Source organism: Parabacteroides goldsteinii (assembly GCF_020091425.1).
Classification (GTDB): Bacteria; Bacteroidota; Bacteroidia; order Bacteroidales; family Tannerellaceae; genus Parabacteroides; species Parabacteroides goldsteinii.
Window position 1 is genome coordinate 2,509,007 of the sequence record NZ_CP081906.1, and the last position, 18,202, is coordinate 2,527,208.

At 37.7% G+C, this 18,202-nt stretch carries 16 protein-coding genes; 1 reads left to right on the forward strand and 15 read right to left on the reverse strand.

The features are described from left to right. The 13 genes from K6V26_RS11495 to K6V26_RS11555 all read right to left on the reverse strand — a co-directional run bounded on the left by K6V26_RS11495 (window position 1) and on the right by K6V26_RS11555 (window position 14,998). Window positions 1–1,035, reverse strand: coding sequence for a glycosyltransferase family 4 protein (locus tag K6V26_RS11495; protein WP_010802844.1), 1,035 nt, complete (start codon window positions 1,033–1,035; stop codon window positions 1–3). 29 nt (window positions 1,036–1,064) lie between these two features. Further along, window positions 1,065–2,207, reverse strand: coding sequence for an O-antigen ligase family protein (locus tag K6V26_RS11500; protein ID WP_224265401.1), 1,143 nt, complete (start codon window positions 2,205–2,207; stop codon window positions 1,065–1,067). After that, complete coding sequence (locus K6V26_RS11505) at window positions 2,204–3,277, reverse strand: glycosyltransferase family 2 protein (protein WP_224265402.1); 1,074 nt, start codon at window positions 3,275–3,277, stop codon at window positions 2,204–2,206. Before K6V26_RS11505 ends, K6V26_RS11500 begins: the two co-directional genes overlap by 4 nt. A gap of 3 nt (window positions 3,278–3,280) precedes the next feature. Beyond that, on the reverse strand, window positions 3,281–4,411 hold the full coding sequence (locus K6V26_RS11510; RefSeq protein WP_224265403.1) for a glycosyltransferase family 4 protein: 1,131 nt from the start codon (window positions 4,409–4,411) through the stop codon (window positions 3,281–3,283). Continuing rightward, a complete protein-coding gene (locus K6V26_RS11515) occupies window positions 4,389–5,687 on the reverse strand; it encodes a lipopolysaccharide biosynthesis protein (RefSeq protein WP_224265404.1) in 1,299 nt (432 codons plus the stop codon). Before K6V26_RS11515 ends, K6V26_RS11510 begins: the two co-directional genes overlap by 23 nt. A 280-nt stretch (window positions 5,688–5,967) precedes the next feature. Further along, window positions 5,968–6,957 (reverse strand): UDP-glucuronic acid decarboxylase family protein, encoded by a 990-nt coding sequence (locus K6V26_RS11520; RefSeq protein ID WP_224265405.1) that lies wholly within the window; start codon window positions 6,955–6,957, stop codon window positions 5,968–5,970. Further along, window positions 6,954–8,270: a UDP-glucose dehydrogenase family protein gene (locus K6V26_RS11525; protein ID WP_224265406.1), complete on the reverse strand. Its 1,317-nt coding sequence runs from the start codon at window positions 8,268–8,270 to the stop codon at window positions 6,954–6,956. Before K6V26_RS11525 ends, K6V26_RS11520 begins: the two co-directional genes overlap by 4 nt. A gap of 85 nt (window positions 8,271–8,355) precedes the next feature. Further along, entirely contained in the window at window positions 8,356–10,017 is a 1,662-nt protein-coding gene (locus tag K6V26_RS11530; RefSeq protein ID WP_224263243.1) for an IS1182 family transposase, read from the reverse strand. Between the two features lie 446 nt (window positions 10,018–10,463). Continuing rightward, window positions 10,464–10,697, reverse strand: coding sequence for a hypothetical protein (locus K6V26_RS11535; protein ID WP_195586316.1), 234 nt, complete (start codon window positions 10,695–10,697; stop codon window positions 10,464–10,466). A 53-nt stretch (window positions 10,698–10,750) separates the two neighbouring features. Continuing rightward, window positions 10,751–11,845, reverse strand: a complete 1,095-nt coding sequence (locus K6V26_RS11540) for an MraY family glycosyltransferase (RefSeq protein ID WP_195586317.1) — start codon at window positions 11,843–11,845, stop codon at window positions 10,751–10,753. A gap of 432 nt (window positions 11,846–12,277) precedes the next feature. Next, window positions 12,278–12,850, reverse strand: a complete 573-nt coding sequence (locus tag K6V26_RS11545) for a cob(I)yrinic acid a,c-diamide adenosyltransferase (RefSeq protein ID WP_007656071.1) — start codon at window positions 12,848–12,850, stop codon at window positions 12,278–12,280. 1 nt (window position 12,851) lies between these two features. Then, the gene (locus K6V26_RS11550) at window positions 12,852–14,480 is read right to left on the reverse strand and encodes a flotillin family protein (RefSeq protein ID WP_007656068.1); all 1,629 of its coding nucleotides are present in this window, start codon (window positions 14,478–14,480) and stop codon (window positions 12,852–12,854) included. 23 nt (window positions 14,481–14,503) lie between these two features. Then, on the reverse strand, window positions 14,504–14,998 hold the full coding sequence (locus K6V26_RS11555) for a hypothetical protein (protein WP_007656066.1): 495 nt from the start codon (window positions 14,996–14,998) through the stop codon (window positions 14,504–14,506). Between the two features lie 102 nt (window positions 14,999–15,100). Between K6V26_RS11555 and K6V26_RS11560 the strand changes: the two genes are divergently transcribed. After that, window positions 15,101–15,808, forward strand: coding sequence for a DNA alkylation repair protein (locus tag K6V26_RS11560; protein WP_173012319.1), 708 nt, complete (start codon window positions 15,101–15,103; stop codon window positions 15,806–15,808). On the opposite strand, the gene K6V26_RS11565 is transcribed toward K6V26_RS11560, so the two are convergent. Both K6V26_RS11565 and panB read right to left on the reverse strand, forming a co-directional pair. Next, window positions 15,801–17,126, reverse strand: a complete 1,326-nt coding sequence (locus K6V26_RS11565) for a cobyrinate a,c-diamide synthase (RefSeq protein ID WP_195586318.1) — start codon at window positions 17,124–17,126, stop codon at window positions 15,801–15,803. The two genes, K6V26_RS11560 and K6V26_RS11565, sit on opposite strands and share 8 nt — an antisense overlap. Window positions 17,127–17,225: 99 nt before the next feature. Then, on the reverse strand, window positions 17,226–18,053 hold the full coding sequence (gene panB / locus K6V26_RS11570; protein WP_048316368.1) for a 3-methyl-2-oxobutanoate hydroxymethyltransferase: 828 nt from the start codon (window positions 18,051–18,053) through the stop codon (window positions 17,226–17,228). Between the last annotated feature and the right edge of the window lie 149 nt (window positions 18,054–18,202).

Here is an 18,202-nt window from a genome sequence, read left to right on the forward strand (position 1 = left end):
TTATATTACGCTTAATAATGTTTGTGCTACAATCTCTGGATTAATGCGTCTGGATAATTCACGACTTTTGTATGACATGCGTATCAAATCTTCGTCGGAGGTAGTAATCAATAATTGAATCGCCTCACGAATGGATGAGATATTTCCCGGAGTAAACAAACGCCCGTTATAATTATCCAATACAAAATAAGGAACTGCCCCACAACAATTGGAAGCAAGAATAGGTAATCCGCCCGCAGCAGCTTCATGCAGGACCAAAGCCCATGGCTCGAAGATAGAAGGAAGGATAAAAGCTCCGGAGTTTTGCATTTCGGTCGCTAATTGTTCTTGTGACATAAAATCTTTGATCTCCACATCCGGAAAACCATTCAAGGTATCACGTAATGGGCCGTTCCCTACTAAAGTAAGCGTCCAACCTTTTCTATCCGGAATAGATTTCCACGCATCAAGAAGAAAAGATAAACCTTTAACGTCAACAAAACGTCCGATAAATAAAAGTTTATGAGGATAATGATATTGCTTTAAGTTAATATCAACAGACATAAATGTTGATACATCAGCCGATAAATTATGCATAAGAATATGATTAGTATCAAATCCTAATTTACGAGCATATTCATACTGCCAAATACCGGACACAAAAATATGGCTAAACCAACGCCTATGTCTAAAAGGAGAAAAGAAAACATTCAACCATTGCTTTCCCCCCCGCCACTGGGTATCGCTCCCTACGACAACCGGTATATCATGTTCCTTTCGATATAAACCGACTACTCTGCAATATAATTTATCAATCCAACCCGAAACCCAAATCAAATCAGGCTTTATTTCTCGCACTTTGTGAAGTAAAGAATGTACATTTGCAAATGTATTACGATCATAATAATTCACATTCGGTAATTCGGAAGGAACATAGGGGGTATTACATTTCGTCCATCTGACTATATGGACAGTACAACCCATCTGTATTAGTTCCTTTACTACAATAAGATTGTAAGGCATGAATGCGGAATAGAGTATTAAGATTGTTTTCATTCAATTTAAACTACATGATTTTTAATTATTTATTTCACATATTTTGAAATCCCAATACATAACCAAAGATAAACAAAGCAAAAGGCCCCAGAAGATAAAACATAGCCTTCAGTCCCCATATGCAATGCACAATAAGACAATATTCCTAATACAAACAAATTTAACGCTCCATTGGAAGAAGTATGAAGTACATACCATATAGGTTTAAAGATCATAATTGAAAACAGTACAAGTCCCACAATACCCATCGTTGATAATACAAAAAGCCATGAAGATCCGGGTTCTACCACTCCATCATCTGAAAATTTACTATAAAACATATTGCTCATAGAAGCAAATCCAACACCATAAAAAGGGCTCTCTTGGAAGTCTGCAAATCTATCCAACCACATAATATCTCTACCACTTAATGCACTACCTCCCTCTGAACGAGCTATATGTTTTTCCAATATATTCTGAGAAAATTTAATCCACAAAGGAGTAGATATAAATATAATTATAATAAAAACATACAATTCCTTAAATATAGACATAACTCTATTCTTGTAATGAACATAAATCATAAGAAACAAAGAAATTATAATAGAAACAAATGCAGTTCTTGATGCACTAATCAGACAAACTAAAAGACTAATTAATATTAGGAATAGATATTTAATTTTATCTATCTTTTGTTTTGAAAACAAGTAATTAACAAAACAGATTATTGTAGACACACCAGACATATAGCCCAGTAATAAAGAATGATTAACCAATCCATTAAATCCACTTCTACCAGTAAAACTAGAAATAGACAATAAATATCCAATAAACGATATGACTACCACATATACAATTACTAAATTCATAAGATTGATTAAACGAAATTTATAACTATATAAAAAAGAGGAATTTAAGAAGGAAGAAATCGAAGATACCACAACAACAAAACTTAACAAACGTTCTTCTGCTTTAAACATAGGAGAAACGTTATTTAGCACTAATGAAACTATTGCCCAAAAGATAAAATATAGCATTGTTCTATCTATTTTTATACCACCTTTCAATATAGATATAATAAATACAAATAAAAAGCATGAATAATATAAATAAACAGGAAATTCAATCTCAATAAATATATTCCTTGAAAAAACAATTATAGTTATAATAGATACTATTAATCGTATCATCATAATATCATATATTTTATTAAATTAGAGCGTATTTTGTAATACAATAATCTAAAAGAATATCTCAATCTAAACAAATTCATAAACACAATATCAAACATATATGGTGAAAAATTTCTTACAGAATACAAATAAATAGACTCAATAAAACTCTTCGATTTAATCGTATTTGAAATAGAAAATTCACCCCCATATATTTCTTTATTGATAATAAGCAATCTATTTTGTTTATCATTCAAATAAGGAGAATTTTGTTTATAAATATTTAGTGTTATTGCAAGACCTCTTAAGCTTCTTAACCTTAAAATGTATTCGTCATATAATCGACCTTTAAGATTAAAATAATCAAAAAACATATTCCAGGAATTTATCATCTTATCATATACACATCCAAGTCTAGAATAATAAGAAGATAAAAGAGTAAAACTGTCACGGCGCATATAATGATAAAACAAGCCACTAGACACATATATTGATTTTGCACATTTGAAAGCTTTAAGATTAAAAAACAAATCTTCCATAGGTACTAAATTTTCAACGCACAATGAATTATTGGACAGCAAAGACGATTTATATATTTTATTCCACATATAATTAGAAATATTCTTTTTGGACAATTTCCAAAACAATTCTCCTATATTATCATTTTCAACATATAATCTATCAATTGATTTATATTCAGCAATGCGATTTTCATTTACAAATTCTGTACAAACACCACAAACTACTATATCGGCATTGTACAAACAAGCTTTCTCATACATGCTTTCCAACATTGTGGACTCAATCCAATCGTCAGAATCAATAAATGACAAATACTCTCCTTTTGCTAATTTTATTCCTGCATTTCTAGTATCACTCAATCCTCCATTGGGTTTGTGAACAACTAATATTCTATCATCTTTTAATGCATATCTATCAGCTATCACACCTGATTTATCTGTAGATCCATCATCTATCAAAATTATTTCAATATCATGAATTGTTTGAGAAATAATACTTATAATACATCTTTCCAAATATAATTCAACATTATAAATAGGAACAATAACAGAAATCAAAGGTTTTTTCATAATTTAACAATTCTTAAATAGATGTTCAATAAACGTTGAGTATCTTCTACCATATGCTTCCCAAGAAATATTATCTAATTGATCTCTATTAAACACTTTATTTAATGAACAAAATATTAAAGCTTTTGATACTTCTTCTAAAGCTGCTAACGAAAAATCTTTCATCTCAAATATCCATTCCTTTAAATCTGTTACTTCTCCAATATCCTTCCCTCCTGTAAATTTAGAACACACAACAGGTAATCCACATGCAATAGCCTGAGGTTGAACTAAAGCTAAACCTTCTTCTCGAGAAGGTAGAACGAATATTTTTGCTTTAGCATAGTACTTTATTAAAGTATTTTGATCTACAGCTTCAATATGCTTCATATTTGCACTTTCAGGAAATTGCATATCCATAATTTTTCCTATATGCAAAAATGAATAGTTTTGTTTTAAGCATAATTGTTGTATAAGATCACATCCTTTTCTATAGCACCAGCTACCCGTCATTATTATATCAAATTCTTTTTTTGAAAATTTCAAAGGATAGAATTTTGATAAATCAACACCATAAGGATTATAGAACAATTTATTGAAAGGATAATTATTTTCTACATATGTTTGTTTAACAATCTTTGAAGGAACTAATATATAATCACATTCTTTATATTGATTCAATTCATCTTCTAAATCTGATTTTTTAATACAATATCTTTTATCATTTGGAATTTTCTTCGAGATTAGATAATTCTCTAATAGTTTTTTTTGATTTAATATATGAGTAGAACCTGATTCTAATAATCTAAATTTAGATTTCTTTTTCGCAACACGAAAACATCTCTTCTTATGAATATTAACATCTGAAATATAAATATCACTATTACGCATATATAAAGATACAAAGTAATCAAAAACAGAATTCATTACTTTCATTCCAAATACAGGAAACATTTTACTTAACAAAATAAAAGGGGTCATTATCCAAAATATTGACTTACTAGATTCTTTTTTTAATCCAAACTTCTTCATTCGCTTATATGGGACTGCAGTATAAAAAGCAACTTCATATCCTTGCTTTTCTAACTCTCTAGCAACATCCAATAACCATCTTCTCCCAAAAGATACAACATTAATTTTTATATTCTTTTCCATAAATCACTTTCTTTATTTTCCCTATTACATAATATAATATTATTATCTCCATCAATAATTGACTATAAGGTAATATATCAATATACTTATATTTAGTCAAAACTATATATGCAAGTAATTGTGTTACTATAGATAAACTAACAAATAATAATCCTAATACAACATGATTATTTGTAGATTCCAAAACAACACTTCCTGACTCCCACAAAGAATGAACAATTATGATTAATACAAATGAAAGCATTAACGATGCATCAAATACAACGCTATTATGTAACCACATAGAATATATCCAATCACCGTAAAAAAACAAAATAATACTAACTAATATGGCAAAAAATGTTGATATGACAGCTGATGTTTTATATAGTTTATTCATTTCCTTACTATCCCCTCGACCAAAAGCGATCGTAAATTCAGGCCATATAGCATGTTTAATTGTCTTCAAAAGAGTTGCTATAAAATTAGACAAAGTCCGTGTTGTTGTATAAAGTATTACAGCATTAGGTCCAAAAAAATAATTTACAATTAAATTAGAACCTTGTATTAAAACTGAATAACTAACCGGAATAGACATAAACGAAACAGAAGGAATTATTAATTGTTTAAACAAAGACCAATCATAATATTTCTTATTAATAGAGAATTGAATAAAACTCTTTGCCAATTTATATTTATACAACAAAAGAAATAACCCTGGCAATAAATACAATGAAACCATAAAATAGATTGACACATTACAGCTAACGCAAAAAATAATTATCAAAACTTCAATCAATCTGGAAGTAATTGATATAAATGTAGCTATATGATATTTTGATTTAGCACGAAATAAAGAATCTAAAATAGCTCCATACATTGATATATAGACATATATCAAAAATGAAACAAATATAAAATTAGCCAAAGATCTATTCATTTCCGACAAATGCAACAGTATTGGTAAATCAATAATTGATAACACAATAACACTTATAATCAATGAAAATATAAATACAAGAGAAACTAACAAAACATTATTAACTATAAGTGAATTACACTTCTTTATATTATTATTTAGGTATTCAATTGAATATACATTTTGTGTAACAGTACTCAATCCAATATTTGTTATCGAAAAGAAAGCTGTTAACGATGTTATCACAATCCAATCACTGTATAAAGATTTCCCCCAATAATTAATATATAATGGTACCAATAATATTTGAAATACGAGATTAACAACTACACCATAAACATTAGCAAATAAATTCTTTATTATCAGAACGTTCATCATCTAATTCATTTATTTCATCTAATCCACAACAATACAGAATTCAAACCTCAAAATCTGAAACTACTTTAGTTATGGCATTTACGCACATATCAACATACACAATATCCAAATAGGTATTCATTCAGTGGATAGAATATATAAATTAAACCTGCAATGTATTAACCAGATTTAAAGCAAAATTAATTTTTATAGAAGTTCCTATATTTACAAAACTTGTTTGCTTAGCAATGATTTTGAAAGCCGGGATATTAGCTCTGACTTCATATCCGAACTCAAATTTTTAAGAATATTCCAATAGGTATCCATATTTAGGAATATTCATTTTTCCTTTTAACGTAAACTTTTTTCCCACAAAATACCCAATCGTCCTCCTTAGCCCTTCCTCCAATCGTATTGTAGGCTGCCAATCCAATTTCTCTTTAGCCAATGCTATATCCGGCTTCCGTTGTTTCGGATCATCACCTGGTAGAGGGCAATAAACAATCTTTGATTTTGAATTTGTTAATTCAATCACTTTTTCTGCCAGTTCCAACATTGTAAACTCTCCAGGATTTCCCAGATTTACCGGGCCTATAAAATCATTTCCGGTAGCCATCATGCGAATCATCCCTTCTATCAAATCATCCACATACTGAAAACTACGGGTTTGAAGGCCATCTCCATAGATTGTTGTGTCCACTCCATGCAATGCTTGCATGATGAAATTAGAGACAACCCGTCCATCATTCGGATTCATATTTGGGCCATATGTATTAAATATCCGAATGATTTTAATCCGTACACCATTCTGTCGATGATAATCCATAAACAATGTCTCGGCTGCGCGTTTGCCTTCATCGTAACAACTGCGGATACCGATCGGGTTCACATTTCCCCAATAAGATTCAACCTGTGGATGAATAGCCGGATCGCCATACACTTCACTGGTCGATGCCTGGAGAATCTTTGCTTTCGTTCGTTTAGCCAATCCCAACATATTCATTGCTCCGTAAACGGAGGTTTTCATTGTCTTAATTGCATTATACTGATAATGGGGAGGTGATGCTGGACATGCCAAGTTATAGATCTCATCGACCTCGGCATAATAGGGGGATGTTACATCGTGACGAACCAACTCAAAATTATCATACTGCAACAGGTGGCGAATGTTATCCTTACTGCCGGTAAAATAATTATCCAGGCAAATCACATCGTTACCTTTTTCCACCAAACGTTCACATAGATGGGAACCGATAAAACCGGCTCCGCCCGTTACTAATATTCGTTTCATTTCCGTCCGATTCTCGAATAGACAAAATATTCCTCTTCTATTTCTTTCATATCATAAATATTTCGCCCATCAATCATAATATTTCCTCGCATCAATCTCTTTATACATTTCCAACTTGGTAAACGAAACTGTTTCCATTCAGTAATAAGCAATAATGCATCTGCATCAACTACTACATCATACATATCTTTGGCATATTCCACCTGATTTCCTATTCGACGTTTACATTCATCCATAGCGATCGGATCGTATACCTTTACTATCGCTGCGGCTTTTATCAGTTTATCAATAACCACTAATGCCGGAGCTTCACGCATATCATCCGTATCCGGTTTAAATGCCAATCCCCAGATAGCAACAATCTTGCCTTTCAGGTCATTATTGAAGAGTTTATTTACTTTTTCAAAAACAATGCTTTTCTGAGTTTCATTCACTTCTTCTACAGCTTCTATAACACGCATCGTATAACCGTTCTCTTTTCCGGTATGTAGCAATGCTTTCACATCTTTTGGAAAACAACTGCCACCATAACCACAGCCGGCATACAAAAAATGTTTTCCGATCCGAGTATCACTTCCAATACCTTTACGAACACATTCCACATCAGCACCAACTATTTCACACAGGTTAGCGATATCATTCATAAAGCTGATACGGGTAGCCAGCATAGCATTCGCTGCATATTTCGTCATCTCCGCAGAAGGAATATCCATGAATAAAATAGGATAACCATTCAATACAAAAGGCCTGTATAAACGTTCCATCAGTTTACGGGCATGGTCGCTTTCAATACCAACAACTACCCGGTCAGGTGCCATAAAATCCTTAATGGCTGCACCTTCTTTCAGAAACTCAGGATTGGATGCCACGTCAAAGGGAATAGCCACTCCACGCTTATCCAGTTCTTCCTGAATGACAGCTTTTACTTTTTGAGCCGTTCCGACCGGAACAGTACTCTTTGTTACAAGTAGCGTATATTTATTAATAGAACGCCCTACAGTGCGTGCTACATCCAGGACATATCTCAGATCGGCACTTCCATCTTCATCCGGAGGAGTTCCGACAGCACTGAAAACAATAGATACATTATCCAGGCAAGCGGTCAGATCGGTCGTAAAATGTAACCGACCGGCTTCCACATTCTTCAGGACCAGGCTTTCCAAACCGGGTTCATAGATAGGCATTACACCTCCCTGCAAAGCTTTTATCTTTGCTTCATTTATGTCCACACAGGTGACATCTACTCCCATTTCAGAGAAGCAGGTTCCCGTGACCAGGCCTACATAGCCTGTTCCTACAATTGCTATATTCATTATTGTTTGATTACAAAGGTAAATGTGTCAAAACTAAGGCACATCTCCTTTTTTATCTTAAAAATAGTCGTTCCTCTTTTTTTGTCTATGCGACTATTTTTTCAGTAATTAGGTAATAAGGCTTAATATTCGTCGTATGTTGAGCCACACGTGGTCTGATAAAGATAAATATAGTGTGTGTACTCCTTCTCTTTCCTGCTTTTAGTAGTTTTGTACACATCTTTTTGATATTAAAAGCTATAGCAAAGAAGGCAAAGTCCATTGTAACCTTGTCTTCTCCCACATGCCGGAACCTTTTGTATGCCATGTTGTGTTTCATTTGTCCAAAAACTGCTTCCGGTTCTATACATCGCCTTCCCCTATGCCTGATGCCTTCTTTCGAGAGTAACCTTTCCCGTGCCTGCCGTTTGTATTGGTTTAACCGGTGGTTGACTTCTATAATACGGTTCCCCCGGGCTTTAAAGCAACTGCCACGTAAAGGACACCCTTCACATCTTTGTGCTTTATACCGGGCACTTTCGGTGATGTATCCGCTAGCTGTTTTGTCACGCCTGGTTCCTATACGGTTCATGTGCTGCCCCATAGGACAAACGTAATAATCCTCTTCCGCATTGTAATAGAGACTCTCCGCATGGAATGGATTGGGGGTATAACGGGGACGCTGTTCTTTATGGAAGTAGTTGTACTTAACAAAGGCTCCTATCCCATTATCTTGCATGAACCGGTAATTTTCTTCCGAGCCGTAACCGGAGTCTGCCACACCGACAGTCGGTAAGCGGTTATAGCGTTGCTCAAAGGAGTGGAAGAAAGGTATGAGGGTCAGTGTATCGGTTGGGTTGGGAAACAGTCGGAAGTCTATGAGGAATTGGTTCTGGGTACCTATTTGCAGATTATATCCGGGCTTGGTCTGTCCGTTTCTCATGGCGTCCTCTTTCATGCGCATGAAGGTGGCATCAGGATCGGTCTTGGAATAGGAGTTGCGTTCTCCAAGAGTGTCAAGATGGTTGTCGTATTCCATCAACTTGTCACGGTACTCCTCAAGTTCCCGGACCTGTTTCTTCTTTTCCCGGATGACTTTCTTTTGTTCCTTGTCCTTTGTTACAGGCTGGTGTTCCAGCACCTCTTTAAGTTCATTCACTATATCTGAGAGCATGGCGGGAGTGAACTCTACGGGTGTGTCTTTGGCGGAGTTCTCTTGGGCTATGGCTTCATCCACCTGCTCCAGGAGAATGCGGATCTTATCCATCAGCTTTGTACGGTTCTTTTCGACTGTCTTGCGCCAGACAAAAGTATATTTGTTGGCTCTGGACTCAATCTTGGTACCGTCAATATACTCTACGTCAAGGCTGATGAAACCTTTGTCGACAAGGACAAGAACCAACTGCGTGAATACATTATTTATCTCTTCTTTTACACGATTACGGAAACGGTTGATGGTTATAAAATCCGGATGTTCATTACCGGAAAGCCAGATATAATGAATGTCACGTAGGAGAAGCTTCTCTATTTTGCGGCACGAATAGATATTGTTCATGTAGGCGTAGATAATCACCTTAAGCATCATTTTAGGATGATAAGGACAACGACCGGTTGCTTTATAAAGCTTCTTGAAATTGTCAAGATTGAGATTATCAACAACAGTATTAACTATGCGAACCGGATCGTTCGCTGCTATGTTTTCATCAATTCTTCCGGGAAAAAGAACTGTTTGGTTGGGAATGTAAGGACGAAAATGTAACTTTGCCATAATGAAAAACTTTATGCCTAAAGATACAAAAACTTTGGGTAATAACAAAGCCCGGGCTTGTGAAAGTCTGGGCTTTGTGCATAAAAAAAGGTTGTGCCAGCGTTTTGACACAACCTCTTGGAAAACTTATTTATATAATCGTAAATAGTCTGCTATCACTTTACGTATACGGTCAGAGGACTGGTTGGAGTTTGCTATCGACAAAAGGTATATTGTCTCCTTATAGATCAAATAGTAAATTATATTTTGCTTACAAATCAGATAACGAACCTCTAAAGTTTCAGTAGAAAATATATCATCATGAATACCCAAGTTAGGAAACTTAGTTAAGGTTTCAATATATCCCATTATATCAGTATATACACGTTGGGATACACGGCTTCCAAAATCAGTCTCTACATATTCTAATATAGAGAAAAGTCCTTCGGTAGCAAAAGATGACCAAACTATTTCCATCCCATTCGAACCTTCACTAATTCATCTATCTGGTTATGGGATATGACCAATCCTTTATCGAAATCAGAAACAGCTTTGGATATGGCACTTCTAAACATATCTTCAGAAACAATATCCAGATAAGTGCCCCGCAAGTCAGCAGAAACATAAGCTGCAGAAGGTTCCTCCAACTTCGAAGAGTGAATATTTTCTTTTGATTTATATGGATGCGATTGTTTTGCCATTTCGTTATTGATTTTTTACAAAGCTATATAAATAAACCATTAAAATCAAAATATCACCTCTTTATTTTTATTGATTTATTCAACCAGCCTATCAATACAGACCATAACAAAATATCCAGAAAAAGAATCAGATTGTTATTGATCGTATTAATCAGTGCCATATTCAAAACACATAAGACACAAGCCAGTCCTAAGATGCATACCACTGCTTTTTTACATGTCAGACCTGCATCCAGGCATTTATGATGAATATGATTCCGGTCGGCGATAAACAATGGTTTATGATTTCGGGCGCGGATCAACATGACGCGAAAAACATCGAAAGCCGGTACTATCAACGGGGCAAAAGCAACAATGATCGCTCCTTCGAAATAAGGATGTATCTGCGGATTGACTGTTGCATAAGAGATCGTAAGAAATGCCAGCATATAACCTAATGTCAAACTACCGGTATCGCCCATAAAGATCTTCGTACAACGGTCCGCCTTCCCAAAGACGTTATAATAGAAAAATGGGAGTAATGTGCCCAATGCCGAAAAAGCAAACATGGCATATACCCACTGGCTATAATAAAGATATAAACTTCCTAAAACACTTAGGGCAATAATACTTAACCCGGAGGCCAGGCCATCGATACCGTCAATCAGGTTGATGGCGTTGATGATAAAGACTGTCATTAATATCGTAAGAGGAATTCCTATATACGGACTCAATTCGTGAATACCTGCCAACCCGTATAAGTTATTGATCCATAATCCCGCCAGAGGGAACATGGAGGCGGCTAGGATTTGTATAAAGAATTTTGTCCGATAACGTAGTCCGACCAGATCGTCTTTTATACCGGATAAATACAATAACGTGAGACCACAGATCAGGAAGAAAAATTCGGGAATGATAAAATGGAGCCTGTTTTCGGCTATTTCGAAGCCGATCAGATAACGTAATCCGGTCACAAAAGAGAGTGAAAACAGGATTGTAGGAACAAATGAAATACCACCTAAACGGGGAATTATTTCGTCGTGAACTTTTCGTTCATTAGGTATATCAAATAGTTTTTTTCGATAAGCGACAACCAGGATACGCGGAATTATCAGGGCTGAGAGCAATATAGATAAGACTAAAGACAGGGTTGTCAATAAATAAGCCATTAATTAATACTAGTTTTTTGATATGACAAGGTTCGTCAGTCACATAAAGTGTACTCACGAACAGGATGACTAGCTAAAACGATCGTTTTTTCTAGTCAGTACCTATTACATATAAAAATCTAGTATACTGCATATTAACACACACTTTAAGCCATATTCTTTATATGAATAAAGTCATTTTTCAGTCAAAACCTAAAACATTAATTTCATACAATAAGTAAGGCAATAATACACTGTTTTTTATAAGTAATTAAAAAGATGAGATTTCCAGAAATAGGTTTATTTTCATAAGGAAAGTGGACGTTCCGATGATGGCAAACTTCAAAAAGAGAGGTTATATACTTCTGAAAAATAAAAAAATCTTGCAAATTCACTTTTCAATCGTGAATTTGCAAGATTTTAGAGTTTAATTTAACTATTGCCGGATATGGATTACTCTTTCTTTTTTCTTTTATAGAGGAAAGAGTTCCAACGTTCTTCAGCATGGTCCTGTTGAAACATTTCGTAACGAGCCATAGTGAAAAGTAGGTCTGAGAGGCGATTCACGAACTGCATGATTTCTTCCGGAAGCGGATCTTTCCGGTATAATGTCCATAAACGACGTTCGGCTCGACGGGCAATGGTACGTGCCAACTGCAAATGGGCGGAGATCAGGGTACCGCCAGGCAGGATAAAGAAACCATTATCCTGCATCTGTCCGGTAAGTAGATCTATTTGTTGCTCACAGAAGGACACAAGGTCCTCCGATAAACTGTTAGGGTTCTTATCACGGATAGCCGAAGGGGTTGCCACGTGCGACATGACAACCATCAACTCCCGTTGTATTTTACCTAAGACATCCTGCCATTCATGTTCGGGAGGTAATAAAGCCCGCACGATACCGATTTGTGCATTCACTTCGTCAAGCGTACCGTTGGCTTCGATACGGATATCGTCTTTATCAACCCGTTCGCCGCCGTGGATACCGGTACGGCCTTTATCTCCTCCCCTGGTGTAAATTCTCATATTACTTCTTCGTTGTATCTTTCTTTTCGTCTTTTTCTTCCGGACGAATGATTCCTTTTACGGTTTCGCCGATAGGCAATTTATCCAATACGCCGAGACTCGGGGCAACGGTTTTAACCAATTGGTTCAGAAAATTACCGGTTGTGCCCTGGCCACCGTCAAAGACGGTGATATCACCGAGCTGCATGTGTTCGAATGCCTTCACCTGTTCGCCGGCAATTTCTTTCCACTGGTCTACCATCTTATACTGGATAGCGATAGCCGGGTTCGATTCGGCTGCCTCAACCATTGCCTTGAAACCATCGGCTTCAGCCAACAATGATTTCTTTTTACCTTCGGCCTCGGCTTCCAGTTTCATCTGGATGGCACGGGCTTCGGCTTCGGCCTGGGCCAAAGTTGCCTTTGCTTTCGCTTCGGCTTCGCGGATCATCTTTTCGGCCACTGCTTCAGCTTGCAGAATGGCTTCCTGACGGGCGATTTCTGCCGGAACGATCTTTTGTGCTTTCAGGGCTGATTCAACCTTTTTGGCTTTTGCTTCTTCCACTTCGCGCTGGGCGATTTCGCGGGCAGCTTGCACAGAGGCTTCCGAACGGGCTGCTGCTTCACCGGCTTGTTTGCTTGCTTCGGCCTGGGTTACTGCCAGTTCGGCATCAGACTTGGCTACTTCTTTATTCGCTTCGTTTCGTCCGACAGCGGCTTTCTTTCCGGCATCGGCCTTCTTGATTTCCATATCGGAATTTAGTTCTGCGATACGGCTTTCTTTTTCAGTATTTGCTTTTTCTATATTGATATTCTTATCTGCTTCGGCTTTGGCTACCTGCGACTCTTTCGAGGCATTGGCAACGGCAACCTGGGCAATACGTTCTTTATCGGCATTGGCAACTGATATTTCCTGTTGTTTCTTTGTCTCTGCAATAGCGATATCCTGATCTTTGCGTGTTTCGGCAACAGTCGTTTCACGTTCGCGAATCTGATTGGCAATCTTGATGGCACCGAGTTTTTCCTGTTCTTCGATATTGGCCTGTGCTTCGTTCAGGGCTTTGCTTTCAGCTTCTTTACCGAGGTTGACGATATAATTGGCGGCATCACGGATATCGCTGATATTGATGTTCATCAGGTAAAGACCGAACTTACGTAGTTCCGTATCGATATTGTCGCGTACCTTGGAAAGGAATTTATCACGGTCGGAGTTCAACTCTTCGATCGTCATATCGGCAATAACCAGACGCATCTGGCCATACACAACATCGGTAATCAGGTTCTGCTTGTCTTCCGGCTGCAAACCTAACAGACGTTCGGCTGCATTCTGCATCACTTCAGGGTCGGTACTGATCGCTACCGTAATGGTGGTCGGAACATCTACACGGATATTCTGCGCGGACAAGGCACCGGTCAGTTTACAATCAATCTGAAGAGGTTTCATGGAAAGGAACTCGTATCCCTGAATAATAGGCCATACGAAAGCGGCTCCACCGTGATAGAGTTTAGCTGATTTCTCTCCGGATGTCTTACCGTACACTACCAACACCTCGTCGCTCTTACACTTACGGTAACGGGACAATATCCCGATAAAAGAAAGAATGATAACCCCTACCAGGATGGCTACCATGATTAACATTTCCTGTGTCATAATTTAATAGTTGAGTTTATTATTTATTGTATATAAATTGTTCCTGATTCAACCTTGCAGATCAACGTACGGTCGCCGGTCTGGTACTTTTTTCCTTCCAGAGAACGGACTTCCACCTCACGCAAGGCTCCGTTCTGGGCGACCTGAACGATATAGCGAACTCCGTCGTGTGCATAGATCGTACATTCCCGGCCCACCAGGGCTTCTGTCTTTTCCGGTTTGTTTTCTTTTTGAAGCTGATAGGCTTTCTTATAGAGAAACCATAGGATAAAAACGAAGAGCAACCCGATCAGGATGCCGATCAGGAAAGTAGAGATGGCCGTACTTTTGGCAATATACATATACCATCCGAAACCGATGCAGAAGTGGGTTAATCCTTTAAAAGATACTGCGCTACTGAGATCGACATCAATATCCGTGTCCGTATCCAGGTCTCCAAAGAAGATAGACATGATGAACTGTATCAGAAATATGGCGGAAGCAACAACTGCGATTCCAAGAAAAATAGTATTGACCATGGCATTGAATTATTAGTTTACACGAAAATAAGGATTATTTTATTAAAACGAGCATATATAAGAAAAATATGTATGTTTGTAGTAAATATATCATATCCTCTTATGAAAACAGTCATTGAACAAGTACGCCAGGCACTGGTTGACAATATCGACGAAAAGACCCGGCAGAATGCCCAGGGTTTCTTTAAGGAAAAAATTTTGTACCACGGTGTGAGAATCCCCACGGTTAATAAGATCAGTAAGGAGTTTTATGCATTAATCAAAGAACTTCCTAAGAAAGAGATATTTACTCTTTGTGAAACTTTGTGGGAATCAGGATATTCGGAAGAATCTTATATTGCATGTAATTGGTCTTATTATCTTCATGCGCAGTATGAACCGGAGGATTTTGACGTTTTCGAAAAGTGGGTGGACAAGTATGTATCCAATTGGGCTTCCTGCGATACATTATGTAATCATACGGTCGGTACTTTTGTTGAGATGTATCCGGACTATATTTCCCGTTTGAAAGAGTGGGCGCATTCTGAGAACCGGTGGATGAAACGGGCAGCTGCCGTCACACTGATTATCCCTGCCAGAAAGGGCCTTTTCCTGAAAGATATATTTGAAATTGCCGATACTCTTTTCTATGATACGGATGATTTGGTACAAAAAGGCTACGGATGGATGTTGAAGGCTGCCAGTGAAGCATATCAGAAAGATGTATTCGACTATGTGATGGCTAAGAAAGCGGATATGCCGCGTACTTCGTTAAGATATGCGATCGAAAAGATGCCGAAAGAGATGAAAGTGTTGGCAATGGCTAGATAAGTCCGTTCAGATAGTCGATAAACCATTGGTTTCTTGACGGATCGCCCCAATAAAGGTGGGTGTATCCGGCTAAGACGTTCTTATATCTGTATAAAGGGGTAGCGACAGGGCTTCCTTTGGCTGTGCAGGCGGTAGCGATGGAAGGCAGTTCCTCTTTCTGAGGCTCAATACGGGAATAATGGAACTCGTGTCCGGTCATTACATAATCATTATAATATAATGTACGGTATCCCAGACGAAGTTTCATTTGCTCCATAGTAGCCGACTGGTTCAGTAAACCGACCATCGGAAAACTACTCCCATCCGACGATTTTATTTTATTGCATAAATACATCATTCCTCCGCATTCGGCAAGTAGCTTCCCTCCTGCTTCTGCATAATCGCGGACAGATTGAAGCATGGAACGGTTTGATGATAAACCGGGAAGGTATAATTCGGGATAGCCTCCGGGCAAGTATACAAAATCGGATTCCGGTAATACGGAATCGTGAAGCGGACTGAAAAAGGTAACTTCTCCCAGCCTGTGCAGCAATTGAATGTTCTCCTCATACGCAAAATTAAAGGCGGTATCACGAGCGATCGAGATTTTCAAAGGAGAAGGCAGCGTTTGTTCAAACTGAACCATATGAGAGTTAGAAACAGGTTGGCAGGCGGTCAATGCCAATAGCCTGTCGATATCGACATGTTTCTCTACCAGGGCGGCTACACGGTCGGCAAATGTATCAAAACAAAATGTCTCATCCAGGGTTAAGCCCAAATGGCGGCTCGGTATCTCTACGTCGGCCTGTTTGGGAAGGTATCCTAATGCTTCGACACCGGCATCTTCACAGGCTTGTTTCAAAAAGGAATAATGAGTTTCGGAAGCTACAAAATTGAAAACGGCTCCGACAATGTTTATCTCTTTATAGAAGTTTTTGAAACCGTACAGCAAAGGGGCAACGGAATAGGCTGTACTTTTTGCGTTTACGATCAGGACGACAGGTATATTTAATGTACGCGCGATTTCAGCACTACTTCCCTGCATAGCATCGTATCCGTCAAAAAGGCCCATCACGCCTTCGGTTACCGCATAATCGGCTACCGAAGTATAGCGTCGATACAAATCACATATATGTTGTTCGGACATCATGAAACTATCCAAATTGACGGAAGGACAACCGGCGGCCATTTTATGATGGCGCGTGTCGATATAGTCCGGACCACATTTGAACGGCTGGACTTTTCCATACCGATTCTTCAACGCCCGAAGCAAACCGAGTGTAAATGTTGTCTTACCGCTTCCTGACGATGCGGCTCCGATCAGTAGATGAGATTTCATAAATTAATCAGATATTTATAGCAACTGGTTGTAACTGGTTCCCCTCTCAAGAAGGGAAATAGTTACTCCCGTCACTATAAATTGATAATTCAATTATTTCTAATATTGTTCCTTCTCATTCGGGAAGTCCTGTGTCTTCACATCTTCGATGTATGCCTGGACAGCACGAGTGATTTCTTCTCCGATATTGGCATATCTGCGAAGGAAACGCGGAGAGAATCCCATATTGATTCCCAACATATCGTGCATAACCAAAACCTGACCGTCTACACCTCCACCGGCACCGATACCGATAATAGGTATGCTCAGTTCGGAAGCAACACGTGCAGCCAGTTCTGCCGGAATCTTTTCCAGCACGATGGCGAAACATCCGATCTCTTCCAACAAATGAGCGTCGTCAATCAACTTCTGTGCTTCTGCTTCTTCACGGGCACGGACGGTATAAGTACCAAACTTATTAATAGACTGCGGAGTCAAACCTAAGTGTCCCATCACAGGAATACCTGCACAAAGGATACGTTCGATAGATTCTTTTATTTCACTACCTCCCTCCAGTTTAATACAGTCGGCATGCGTCTCTTTCATAACACGGATAGCGGAAGCCAAAGCCTCTTTGGAGTTCCCCTGGTATGTACCGAAAGGCAGGTCGACTACAACCAACGAACGCTGTACTGCTTTCATAACCGATTTACCATGGTAAATCATCTGATCCAATGTGATAGGAAGCGTTGTTACATTACCGGCCATTACATTCGATGCTGAATCGCCGACAAGAATAACATCCATACCAGCCTGATCGATCAGTTTAGCCATAGAATAATCGTAAGCCGTCAACATAGAAATTTTTTCTCCACGTTGTTTCATTTCCATCAGGCGATGTGTCGTCACCTTTCTTGTATCATCTAAATCCCTCTTTGCAACTGACATAATGCTTTTTGTTAATTGTTACGGCGGCAAAGTTAAGGATATTCTGTAATTAGCAAGACAAACAATAAAATATTTATGCCGTACAACATATGTTTATTTTTGTATATCTTTGCGCCCGTTTACATATAACGTTTAATATACAAGCAAAG